Source organism: Paenibacillus mendelii (genome assembly GCF_024498075.1).
GTDB lineage: Bacteria > Bacillota > Bacilli > Paenibacillales > Paenibacillaceae > Paenibacillus_Z > Paenibacillus_Z mendelii.
Map to the genome: position 1 here is coordinate 256,471 of NZ_JANHOF010000005.1, position 12,546 is coordinate 269,016.

Sequence of the window (12,546 nt, forward strand, 5' to 3'; positions counted from 1 at the left end):
TACATGCGTTTAACCGCAGCCCAGATCGATTTTTTTGAAACGTTTGGATTCATTAAATTTCCGCAATTGCTAGCAGACAGCATCGATTGGATTACCGATGAGTTCACCAAAACCTTCCCCGACTATGAGGGAATCAAGCCGCATGATGGATCGCAGCGCACCTGTATCGCCCGTTTTATCGATCAGCGGGAGAAAATGAACACGCTATTGGACGATCCGAGAATTAAAGCAATCGGACAGTCGCTCGTGGGGGATAATTTCAATTACATGGGCAGCGACGGTAATTACTATTCGGGTGAAACCGGCTGGCATCGCGACGGCTTCCATCACAAGTATAGGCACATCAAAGTCGCGTTCTATCTGGATCAGCTGGATGGGAACTCGGGCGCCCTTCGGGTTATTCCGGGAAGTCACCGCTTGGATGACCAGTATGGTAAGGATTTGACTGAGAAGATGCGCAAGAGCAGTGAACTATGGGGAATTGCAGGCAGCCAGGTGCCGGCTATTTCATTGGATGTAACGCCGGGAGACCTTCTTGTGTTCGACCATAATACCTTCCATGCCGCGTTCAATGGCGGCCCGAACCGCAGGATGTTCACGATGAATTTATGCGAGCGTTATCAGGATGAGGATTTACAGGAGCTGCGTGATTATATCTCCGGAGCTGCGCGCTTCTGGATCGATCGGAGCTATACGGATACGATGATGAATACCGCATCGCCAAGCCGGATGGTTCATCTGGAGCAGGTCATGGCCAATGACGGTCACTTGGCGGAATTAAGCGCGAAGATGCGTGAAACGATGCCTGAGCCTGCACGAGGTTAAGAGGGAGCCGGGCATATAGAAAACGAGCCATATCGAATGCATACCCCCGTTCTGAAGCGGGGGTATACTCTTTTTCATAAGGTTATGTTTGTCGTACGCTGCAGCCCAGAGCTCGTGTATATGATTGACACTTTTTGACGATAACTGATAGAATTATTAAATTAGTGAATAAGCCTTAGATCTTGGCAAGGGGGTAAAAGAGTGACAAAGTATGACGATCCTTTAGCCAGAACGATGTACACAAAAGATATCGTCAAGAAGCTGCGCAACGATATCATTCTAGGAAAATATAAGCGGGGTACACGTCTGATCGAGTCGAAGATTGCAGAGCAAATGGGAATAAGCCGCGCTCCTGTACGGACGTCTCTCCAATTGTTGTCGCAGGAAGGGCTCGTACTCAACCTGTCCAATGGCGGTACGGAGGTCGTGGGCTTCTCGGCGCGTTATTGCACGGATTTATTCAACCTGCGCCTGACGCTTGAGCTGCAGGCCGTCGAGACGCTGCTGGCTAATCCGACTTTTCATTATCGGCCGATCTTCGATATGATGGAGCAGTTCGAGCAGCTCATGAATGAGAAGACGGAGATTACAAGCGTGCTCACCTCCCAGCTGGATATTCAGTTCCATCGGAGCTTGTTGATTATGTCGGGCAATCAGCCGCTTCTAGTCGCTTGGAATACGATGGCCAATATTCTTCAAGCTGTTCTGGAGATTACGAACATGACGAAGGACAGCTTCAAGGATTTCTACGATGATCATCGCAGAATCGTTGACCTGATCATTCAGAGAAATCCAAAGTGTTTGGATGAATTGCGGGAACATATTTCAATTGCCAGCAATATCATTACGGATCGGATCAGTAAGACGTTGGAGGATTGATTCTTTCATTGAATCCTGATCCAGTAAATCGGAGAAGCGCTGTAAGCGCTTCTTTTTTTATGGAGCAGCCAGCGATAGCATAACGAAGAGGAGCCGCGCAAGTGCGCGGCTCCCCAAGAACACCGTCATTATAGATCGATTATCTCGGCAGAAATTGCTCGATCAATTTATCCGCGAACAGATAGTTGGCTTCCTTTGTACGTCCGGCATTATGCGGGGTATGCACGACATTGCCGCGGCCGAGCAGAGGATCATCCAGCGGCAAGGGTTCAATATCGAATACATCGGCGGCCAGACTAAGCTCGTCAGCAAGCACGCGTCTGCGTAATTCCGGCATATCGCAAATATCAGCCCGGGTAGCGAGAATGACCAGTGTTCCCGTTGGCAGTGCTCGAATATGCTCGGCCGTTACGATGCCTCTCGTTTTCTCGGTCAATGGGACCATAGGTACGAAGATTTCCGCATCCTGAACCAGCCGGTCCAGATGCCATTCCTTCCGTGCGCCGGCCCTGTGGAAGCTTGGCTCGGTTGCGTAAGGGTCCCAGGATGCCACGTCGGCACCGAGCATATGGACAAAGCTGGCGTAACGGCTCGCGATGTTGCCTGCTCCGACAATCCGGATGCGCTTGCCCTGTACGGTGCCGTTCGTGAACCGCGGGTCGTCCCCGAATTGCTCGCCGCGCTCACCGGGTTTGCCGATCCCGCCAGGCGGTTCATACACCCATGGCTGATGGCTGGTGATCATCTCATGATGCGTCTGAGGAATCCGGCGCAAGCCGCATAAGGTGAGGGCCAGCGCAAATTCACTGACCGATTGGCCCCAGAAGCCTTCGGACGGGTGGGAATAGATCCGAACATGCCGTCGCTGCAGCGCTTCAACAAGCTCTGCCGCCGGTGTGAATTCATACCCTCCGGGTATGATGACCGCTTCTTCAAGCGCAGTAAACCTCTCTATGCACGCCAAGCTAGCCGGCACTTGCAGCAGGATGAGACGAACGATGGATTCCGGATTATCGACCACATCGTCAAGCTGCTGGGTGGAGTGAGGCTCGAGCCGGATGATTACAGCTTCTCCGTCCTTCTGCAGCTGCTGCTGAAAGCGGTCTGCGGCGTAAGGCCACGTACGGTCAAAATACGGATGAACGACAATTAAACTCTTCATGATTCCTGCCTCCCTGAATAGCGCTGCCAGTTTGATTCTAACGCAGCGGGATTAATATCACCATTAAAAATATATACCCGATAGCGCGACGTTGCGGTTTGCCCTTGAGCGAGATGCCAGGCTCCGGCAATCGACCTGCTCGGCGCGATGCCGAACTGATAATCCACCCGCCAAGGGGAAGGATGCTCCTCATTGCCTGGGTGATCCATAATGGCGATGCCGGCGGAGTCATCCCGGCCCTCGATTGGCATGCTGACGGCTCCCCAGCGGGCGCGCTGGCCTTCCGCTTCCTCGAGTCCCATACCTTCGCTGTTCAAGAAACGGCCGCCAAGCTCCTCCCGGTATGGCATACGCAGAAACAACCCTCCATATGGCGATACGCCGAAGCGGATCTCTAATTCGGCTTGCAGCGTCCATTCCATGTCCAGCTCATAATAAGTGCCATTGTCCGAGAAAGTCCAGTGCTGCCGTTCCAGAAGGAGAAGCTCACCGCCGGGCTCGCGCCACTGGGTCGTCACCGTCCAGCTGGCCTGATTCTCCCTCGAACGGACATTGCTAATTGCGATGGGGTGAAACGTGCCGTCCGACGGCGAGTCGGTTAAGCCCTCCGACCAGAAGCCATATCCGTTCACATCATTCAGTCCCACATAAAGCCCATGCTGCCAGGGATGATGCGGGGGAGCATCCTCGGTTAGAACGCCGATTCCGTCCGGAGCAAGAATAGGGTGTATGTAGGGGCGGTGATCGGGCTTCGCCTGCTGCACAAGGAGCGGCGTGTCTTGCCCTTGGCGATATAACGCCAGCTGGTGCGCACTGCTGTCAACGCGAAGAACTTGGATTCCGGCAGCTTTGTCGTTCATTGTATGCGCCTCCATTATTGGCCGAATTCGGAACGGAAATCAGGTAATTGAACCGGTTCCCCATTCTGCAGAGCGGATAGGTGTGCGCACAATCCGGCACAGGTCCAATTCGCTGACGTGAATACATCTGGGAACGGTGGGCGCTGCTCCACGATGCTCATGACAAACTCATGTGCAAGATGCGGATGCGAACCGCCATGTCCGCTTCCCTGCTTGAACGAGAGGTGCTGGTTCTCATCCGAATCATAGATGCCCTGCATCGTATATTTACGAATGCCCTCCGGCAGCAGATGAGCATAGTCTGGAATTTGTACCCGCTCACCGTCCTCTCCTCTGAAAATAACCGGCTGCTCCTCCTCCAGCTGCTGCCACTCAAAGCTCATCTTGTCGGCATAGACATCAAAGCTCTCAATGTACTCACGGGAAGTCTCGAATAACGAGCGGGTAACTTCCATCGCTAAATTCGAATCCTTCAACCGGAAGAGGGCGGACTCAACGGCGAAAGGGGATTGATAGATAGAGGCGAGCCGCTCTGCGATTTGGCCGGAACCGAGGCAGTAGACGCGATCCGCTTCTTTCTCCGCCAGTGCCAGAAGAGGGCTTACCGCATGCGTAGCATAATGCATGGGAGGAAGCCCTTCCCAATAACCGGGCCATCCGGCCATCTCCTGCTGGTGCGCCCCGCGCAAGAATTGGATCCTTCCCAGCTGACCGCTATCTCTTAGGCTCTTCACATAGAGAAATTCACGCGTGTAGACGGCCGTTTCCATCATCATATAATTTTTTCCTGATGCCTGCTGGGCCTTCACGATCCGGCGGCAATCTTCGATCGAGGTTGCCATCGGCACTGTACAAGCGACATGCTTCCCGGCATTCAGCGCGGCGATCGATTGCTCGGCATGATCGGGAATCGGCGAGTTAATATGGACGGCATCGATGCTGTCATCCCGAAGCAGCTCCTCAAAGCTCGTATAGCGCAGCGGAATGTTGAATTGATCTCCGATGCGGTCCAAGCCGTCCTTCGAGCGTTGGCAAATCGCGACTAATTCCGTGTTCGGGTGATTCTGATAGATGGGAATAAATTCAGCGCCGAAGCCTAGACCCACGAGGGCCATCTTTATTTTTTTACCCAAGAAATAACCTCCCAACTATGAATTACCCTTACTATAGTCTATGGATGCTCCGAATTGAAGGAACTTTTACGCATTTGAATTGTGAATTTTCACCTTGACGGCTATGGAAGAAAAAGCTTATAAATTGGTTAAGTTCTATATCGCTATCGGTTCTGGAAGGGGGAGTCAACTTGCGTTTTTTGGAGGATTTGAACATGGCAGGCGGCGGAACGCGGAATCGGCAAATCGCTCTGTTAATTGAAACATCCAATGAGTATGGCAGAGGACTTCTGCGCGGCATACATTCGTATATTCGGGAGAACAGGCCCTGGTCGATCTACATGGGAGAGCACAGCCGCAGTCAGACCGATCTGACTTGGCTAAACGGATGGCAGGGGGACGGTGTCATCGCGAGAATCGAGAACGAAGAAATTGCCGCGTACATACGCCGTTTGAGCCTTCCGACTGTAGATCTTAGCGCTTCCAGGCTCATTCCGGAATTGCACTGCGTGGAGACGGATGATCAATCGATCGCCAGGCTGGCCGTGCGGCATTTGATCGAGAGGGGCTTTAAGCACTTTGCTTTCTGCGGCGAAGAGCGCTTCACCTGGTCCAGACAGCGGCAGAATCATTACGTCCGGCTTCTGGCTGAATATGGGCATTCCTGCAGCATCAGCAGCGTGGTCTCCGGGAAAACGTGGAATGAGCAGCGCAGGGATATGGCGGCCTGGGTGAAGTCGCTCCCCAAACCGGCCGGGATTCTCGTTTGCTATGATATTTTGGGACAAAAGCTGCTGGAAGCCTGCCGCTTGGCGAATGTGGCTGTACCTGACGAAATCGGCATTATCGGGGTGGATAACGACGAATTGCTCTGTAATTTATCCGATCCTCCCTTATCGAGCATCATGCCGAACGCGCTAGAAACGGGGCATCGTGCTGCAGCGCTGCTCGACCGGATGTTGAACGGCGAAATCGTGGAGAGCGGCATGACGTCCATTCCGCCTCTGGATATCGTGACCCGAATGTCGACCGATGTGGTCGCCGTGGACGATAAGCTCGTCGCAGATGCGGTTAGACTTATTCGCGGGAAGATTTATGAAGATATCAATGTCGGCGATCTCTTGTCCTGGATTCCCGTATCGCGGCGATCCTTCGAAGGCCGGTTCGAGCGATCGCTCGGCCGTACACCCCATGCCTTCATCATGGAGATGAAGGTCAAGCTGATTAAGGAATTTCTGACGGAGACGGAGCTGTCACTGTCCATGATCGCGGAGCGTATCGGCTTTAAGCATCTGGAGTATATGAGTGTGCTGTTTAAACGGGAAACAGGCATGACGCCGAATGATTATCGTCTGAAAGCCAAGGGAACAGCTGACTGACCCAATGATATCCGTCCCGATAAACCATTTCGCAAACCGAAAATCCATCTCACATATATACGGCTGAAAGCGATTACAGTATAGTTGGTACTTCATTCAATAGACATTTTGCATACCCGCATAAGACGTATCGCATAATTACACCTGGCCATTACGTCGGATCCGTAATTATCGATCCTATGCTATGATGGGATGACAACAGAGAGAATGAATTGGCAACTGGGGGAAGAAAAATTGAAGAAGATACCACTATTCTATAAGTATTTGGTTTCATACCTTGCACTGCTCGTCATTCCGCTGCTGCTGATCGGGCTGCTTGTCTATCAGCATTCCGTGGCGATCCTGCAGGATGAAATCACGTCCAATCATCAACGGATGCTCGAGCAGATTCAAGATTCGTTCGACTTGAAGATCAAGGAGCTGCACAAGATATCTGCGGAGATCGCCTCCAAGCCGGAGCTGACTCCCTATCAATTGAAGCAGAATATGTACAATGCGGTGAAAGCGAAAAATGTATTCCTTACCTACACGTCGGCCAACAATTTCATTAAAGAAGTTTTTCTCTATATAAAGGATCAGCCCTATATATACTCCGGCTCCAGTACGTACCCCTCGTCGTTGTTTATCGACACGTTCTATCGGTACAAGAACTGGTCCTACGCGCAATTCACGAAGGATATGAATGAGCTCAGCCGTCCCGTTCTGCGTCATTCGGAACCGATAACTTCGGCAAGGCTGACGGACGACCGGGTCATGACTTATTTGGTACCGCTTCCTTTGAACAGCGTGTCGCCATATGGCGGAGTCATGTTCATGATTGAGGAGAATACCGCGCGCAAGATGCTGCAAGGGCTGCTGGAGAACAGCGACGGAAATACGATCATCCTGGACGAAAAGGGGGAGTTGATCGTCTCCTTGCGCGATGCCGCTTATTTGGAAGATCCGCTCTTCTATAAACAAGCTGCTGGGCTGCCCGTTGGGACGAGCACAGGCATGCTAGGCGGCAAGGAATTTGCCTTCTCCACGGTCAGGTCGGAGGAATTCAACTGGACTTATGTAACGATGCTGCCGATTGAGCAATTCATGCAGCGAGTCGATGAGGTGAAAGCCAGAGCGCTATTATCGCTAGGCATGGTCCTTGTCATCGGGTGTGCGCTTATCTATGCGATGCTGCACTTCAACTATAACCCAATTAAACGGTTCTTGCTCTTCACCGGCAAGCAGTGGGGCGAATCCTACCGGAATTTAAATGATGTCATTCATGCCGTTCACAAAATTACGGAAGAAAAGCAGATTATGGGACGTGCCTTGATCGACAGCCGGCTAGCCGTTCATGAGCATATGCTGGTCACCCTAATAACCGGCAGGGTCACCGATCCGGAAGCTTTCATGGTGAAGGCCGATGAAGCGGGTATCCGGTTCACCAAGTCCTGGTTATTCGTTGTCCGATTTGCGATTCGGGATATGGAGAATCTCCCAAGGCAGCAGCAGCTCGACATGCTCGAAGGTTTGGAATACTTGCTGCGGGGCAAATTTGAGTGCTACAGAGTGGAAGGGCTAGAGGGACCCCTCGTCAACTTTATATGTGCGATTGAATCCGAGGACGGGGATTGGGCCGGTGATATGAAGGCTTTACACGGTGGCTTCCGGGAACGTTACGGTGTTGATGTTACGGCAGGCGTAGGCAATCGTTCTCAAGATATCCGCCAGCTTGGCAAATCGTTCATCGAGGCATCTACGGCGCTAGATTTCAGACTGTTGAAAGGCTATAACGAAGTGATTCTTTATGACGATATTGCCGAGCAGACCAACCTTGGCTATAACTATCCGAGGCAGGATATCGAAGCGATGGAGGTGTTGATCCGCCAAGGGGATACGGAAGCGCTGAAGAAGGTCGTCAGAGGCATACTGACTTCCATCGAGTCGAGCGCGATGCCGCTTCATATGGTGAGATGCATCTGCTACGACATGATTAATTGCATCGTTAAGGAAATGTACCGGCTGAACGGGACGCTCGATACATCGAACGGGCAGTATCCCGACGTGTTTAGCTTGACGCGATTCGATACGATCCAGGAGCTGGCAGATGTCATTGAGGTGATGTGCGAGCGTTTGTGCGCGGATATCGTTCATGCACAGTCGGATTCGAAGACGGCCGGCCAGAGGCCGGAGATGTTAGATTATATTCAAGCCAATTATCATGACCAACAATTCTCGGTGCAGAGTATGGCGGATCACTTCTCAATTTCCGCTTCGTATTTGAAGCGGCAATTCAAGGAGCAGACCGGGAAGACCATCACCGATTTTCTCAATCACTATCGAATGGAACAGGCGAAGCATCTGCTGCGGACGACGGATATGAAGCTCAAGGACATCGTGCAGCAGATCGGTTATTTCGATGTGCCGAGCTTTATCCGCAAGTTCAAGCAGGCCTTCCAGGTGACTCCCGGTGAATACCGGAAGCTCTACGACACGAAGGAGAATGGAACAGAATAGCTTGTACGAAAGGGCCTCCGCCAGCTTGCTATGAGCGTGCGGGAGGTCTTTTTATATGCGGAAATAGGGCCAAATCTGTTTCGACAACCGAGAATACATTCCACATATTTACGATCTCAGCCTCACCCCCTATCGTTAGAGGAGCCGCGGCGTTAACGATGTCGACTCAAGGGGGTTATGAACACGAATCCATCTCAATCATCTATTTTTATGTCCAAATGGAAGCGGATACGCAAACAATATCAATTGTATTTGTTTCTGTTTCCGACGATCCTGTTCTTTCTTGTTTTTCATTATATCCCGATGTATGGCGTCACGATTGCGTTCAAAAACTTTATGGCCAGCAAGGGGATCATGGGGAGCCCGTGGGTCGGTTTCGAGCATTTCGAACGGTTCTTCTCCTCGTATAAATTCGCCACTGTCATGTGGAATACGTTGATTATCAACCTGTACGAGCTGATCATCGCCTTCCCGATTCCGATTATTTTGGCGCTATTGTTGAATCAGGTCGCGAACGCCAGATTCAAGAAGCTGGTGCAGACCGTTACCTATGCGCCGCATTTTATATCGGTTGTCGTTATTGTCGGGATGCTCTATTTGTTTCTATCCCCGAGAAATGGACTGTTCAATCAGCTGATTGAGTGGTTCGGCGGCGATTCGATCTTCTTCATGGCCAGTGCAGAGTGGTTCAAGACGATCTTCGTATTCTCCGGCGTATGGCAGAATGCCGGATGGTCGATGATTATTTACTTAGCCGCCTTGACGGCTGTCAGCCAGGATTTGCATGAAGCGGCCGTCGTCGACGGGGCAAGCAAGTTTCAACGTATCCTGCATATCGATCTGCCGTCCCTGATGCCAACCATTATGATTCTTCTCATATTAAACATCGGGAGCTTCATGGCAGTAGGCTTCGAGAAAATTTACCTGATGCAGAATCCGCTCAATCTCGGATCGTCGGAAGTGATTCAAACCTACGTCTACCAAACCGGTTTGCTAAGCGCGCAATACAGTTATTCGGCGGCGGTCGGTTTGTTCAACTCCGTCATCAATTTTGCCCTGCTTGTTGGATTCAATCAACTGGCAAAATCAATGAAACAGGCAAGCTTATGGTAGAGGAGTTGAATACAGATGACCGTAAAATCAAACGCTTCCGACCGATGGTTCGACTTTCTTAACTACAGCTTTCTGACGCTTTTTATGCTAATCGTCCTGTATCCCTTATACGTGATCATCATCTCATCGGTCAGCGATCCGAACAGCGTCAATGCCGGCCAAGTCTGGCTGTTCCCGAAAGGATTGACGTTCGAAGGCTATGAACGCATCTTCCAAGACGAGCGGATCTGGCGAGGCTACCGGAATTCATTGATGTATACCGCGCTGGGAACAACGATTAACGTTGTGCTGACGCTCACGGGCGGCTATGCCTTATCCCGCAACCTAGTCGGCAAGAATTGGTTTATGTTTCTTATCGTGTTCACGATGTTCTTCGGCGGCGGCCTCATCCCGTCTTACCTGTTAATCAAAGAGCTAGGCATGTATAATACCATTTGGTCGCAGGTCATTCCGACAGCTGTCGGAGCGTGGAATATCATCATTACGCGAACCTTCTTCGCGCAAACGATACCCAATGAATTGCATGAAGCGGCGGAAATGGATGGCTGCTCGGATGTTGTGTTTTTCTGGAAAATCGTTCTGCCCCTCTCCACGCCGATTATTGCGGTCATGGTGCTGTTCAGCGCAGTGGGGCATTGGAATTCATATTTCCAAGCATTGATTTATTTGAGAGAGGAAGCGCTCTATCCGCTTCAAATCGTCTTGCGCGAAATATTGATCGTCAATGAGACGCAGGAGAATGCGCTGACGATCGGGCAATCCGATTCCGAGATGCTGCGCATCGTGGACGTCATGAAATATGGGATTATTATCGTGGCTTGCTTGCCGGTACTTGTTCTGTATCCGTTCTTGCAGCGCTATTTTGTCAAAGGGGTTATGATCGGTTCGATCAAAGGGTAACCGCGGCCATCTGAGGCCTATTCACATGATAGGAATGAACGATAATTCGAAAAGGGGATCACATGGCCATGAAGACCAAACAATGGACTAAAATCGGGTTAATCACGATGCTTACCTCCTCACTTCTCTTGTCAGCCTGCTCATCGGACAAGAATAACAATACTGGTGGTTCAACGAAGAAGGAAGGCGAGGCGGCGGCTGACGTTAATCTGACCGGCTTGCCGATTGTGAAGGATACAATCACATTGAAATTCATGACGACCAAGGCTGCTCAACAGAAGAAGCCTCATGAAGAGATGAAGGTTGTCAAGGACTTTGAGGCGGCAACCAACATGCATATCGAATGGGATGCGGCTGTAGAAGGATATGCCGAAAAGAAGAACCTGATGTTCGCAGGCGGCGAGCTGCCTGACGCCTTCTTCGGTGCGGAAAGTCTAACGGACGATGATCTCATGAAATACGGTCCTCAAGGGATGCTGATCGCGCTGGAAGATCTGATTCCTACGTATGCCCCGCATATTCAAGAGATTCTAGAGGCGAATCCGGAGATCAAGAAGATGATCACGGCGCCGGATGGCCATATTTATTCGATTCCTCAGATCCAGGAAGGTCCGGAGCAAGCATTGGGTGAAGTGATGTTCATCAACAAAGCTTGGCTCGATAAGCTGGGACTTCCGATCCCGGCTACGACCGATGAGTTCGAACAGACGTTGAAGGCGTTCAAGGAGAAGGATCCGAACGGCAACAACAAAGCGGATGAAATTCCGTTTAGCTTCCTTTATGAAAATTCGTTGAACGGGATATCCTCCTTCCACGGCGCTTTCGGCCTGCTGGATTCGCCGGCGCATGTATCGGTCAAGGACGACAAGGTCATCTATAATCCGGCGCAAACGGAGTACAAGGATGCGACGGCCTACCTGGGCAAGCTGTTTACGCAAGGGCTGATCGACAAGGAAGTGTTCACACATGACCGCAATGTTTATTTCGCCAAAGGGAAGAACGAAGGCGTCGCCCTCTACGGCGTATTTAGCGGATTCCGTGCGGTGAATGTGGTCGGGGCTGAGCATATGGCACAGTATGTTCCGCTTCCGCCGCTGAAGGGACCAAGCGGTACGCAGCTTTGGAACGAGTATAATCCGCATTACTTTACTCGTGCCGGATTCGCGATTACGTCCGAGAATAAATATCCGGAAGCCTCGCTCCGTTGGATAGACGAGCTGTACAAGGAAAAGAATGCGCTTCAATGGGCATACGGCCCGATCGGTACGACCTTGAAGGAAAACCCGGACGGCAAGTATACGTTCCTGCCCACGCCGGAAGGCATGAACTTCGATGAGTTTAGACATAGCGAGGCTCCGGGCAATACGACGGCAACCGCGATTCTGATGGACATGGCCGATAAATTGGAGAGCAATGAAGCGAAAGTGGAACGCATGGAATATTTGAAGGTGTACGAGCCATTCATGCAAAACACGTCTTATCCGAACATGCTGTTCTCTGCGGAAGACACGGAACGCATGGCGATCCTGAAGGCAGACATTATGAACTACGTACTGCAGATGCAGCCGAACTGGATCATGAACGGAACCGTGGATAAAGAGTGGGATGGGTTTATCAAGAAGCTGAACGATATGGGAATGAAAGAAATGCTGGAGATTCTCCAATCGAATTATGATCGTTATCAGACTTTGAAATAACTGCGGTCCATCGTCCCCGATATTGGTCCTCCGGTATCGGGGCGAGCTTTATCGCTTGAACCAAGGATTAGACACGCGAACCCGCTGCGCAGGCAGAATGTTCTTCCGATCGCTGTTGTTCCC

Annotated in this window: 10 protein-coding genes; 7 read left to right on the forward strand and 3 right to left on the reverse strand. The window is 51.1% G+C overall.

Features of this window, described 5'->3' with window-relative positions:
• Positions 1 to 3 precede the first annotated feature (3 nt).
• Both NNL21_RS18555 and NNL21_RS18560 read left to right on the forward strand, forming a co-directional pair.
• On the forward strand, positions 4 to 825 hold the full coding sequence (locus tag NNL21_RS18555) for a phytanoyl-CoA dioxygenase family protein (protein WP_204818705.1): 822 nt from the start codon (positions 4 to 6) through the stop codon (positions 823 to 825).
• A 201-nt stretch (positions 826 to 1,026) separates the two neighbouring features.
• Complete coding sequence (locus tag NNL21_RS18560) at positions 1,027 to 1,704, forward strand: GntR family transcriptional regulator (RefSeq protein ID WP_204818706.1); 678 nt, start codon at positions 1,027 to 1,029, stop codon at positions 1,702 to 1,704.
• A 139-nt stretch (positions 1,705 to 1,843) separates the two neighbouring features.
• Here NNL21_RS18560 and NNL21_RS18565 read toward each other — a convergent pair whose 3' ends face one another.
• The 3 genes from NNL21_RS18565 to NNL21_RS18575 are packed head-to-tail and all read right to left on the reverse strand — an operon-like array spanning position 1,844 to position 4,859.
• Positions 1,844 to 2,866, reverse strand: a complete 1,023-nt coding sequence (locus NNL21_RS18565) for an NAD(P)-dependent oxidoreductase (protein WP_204818707.1) — start codon at positions 2,864 to 2,866, stop codon at positions 1,844 to 1,846.
• Entirely contained in the window at positions 2,863 to 3,726 is an 864-nt protein-coding gene (locus NNL21_RS18570; RefSeq protein WP_204818708.1) for a DUF6807 domain-containing protein, read from the reverse strand. Before NNL21_RS18570 ends, NNL21_RS18565 begins: the two co-directional genes overlap by 4 nt.
• A 14-nt stretch (positions 3,727 to 3,740) precedes the next feature.
• Positions 3,741 to 4,859, reverse strand: coding sequence for a Gfo/Idh/MocA family protein (locus NNL21_RS18575; protein ID WP_256555324.1), 1,119 nt, complete (start codon positions 4,857 to 4,859; stop codon positions 3,741 to 3,743).
• Between the two features lie 170 nt (positions 4,860 to 5,029).
• Here NNL21_RS18575 and NNL21_RS18580 point away from each other — a divergent pair, with 170 nt between their 5' ends.
• The 5 genes from NNL21_RS18580 (at position 5,030) to NNL21_RS18600 (ending at position 12,423) form a co-directional block, all read left to right on the forward strand.
• Entirely contained in the window at positions 5,030 to 6,217 is a 1,188-nt protein-coding gene (locus tag NNL21_RS18580; RefSeq protein ID WP_204818709.1) for an AraC family transcriptional regulator, read from the forward strand.
• A 234-nt stretch (positions 6,218 to 6,451) separates the two neighbouring features.
• Positions 6,452 to 8,713: a helix-turn-helix domain-containing protein gene (locus NNL21_RS18585; protein ID WP_204818710.1), complete on the forward strand. Its 2,262-nt coding sequence runs from the start codon at positions 6,452 to 6,454 to the stop codon at positions 8,711 to 8,713.
• A gap of 177 nt (positions 8,714 to 8,890) precedes the next feature.
• Positions 8,891 to 9,826: an ABC transporter permease gene (locus tag NNL21_RS18590; RefSeq protein ID WP_204818711.1), complete on the forward strand. Its 936-nt coding sequence runs from the start codon at positions 8,891 to 8,893 to the stop codon at positions 9,824 to 9,826.
• A 15-nt stretch (positions 9,827 to 9,841) separates the two neighbouring features.
• Entirely contained in the window at positions 9,842 to 10,726 is an 885-nt protein-coding gene (locus NNL21_RS18595; protein ID WP_204818712.1) for a carbohydrate ABC transporter permease, read from the forward strand.
• A gap of 68 nt (positions 10,727 to 10,794) precedes the next feature.
• A complete protein-coding gene (locus NNL21_RS18600; protein ID WP_204818713.1) occupies positions 10,795 to 12,423 on the forward strand; it encodes a type 2 periplasmic-binding domain-containing protein in 1,629 nt (542 codons plus the stop codon).
• Positions 12,424 to 12,546 lie beyond the last annotated feature (123 nt).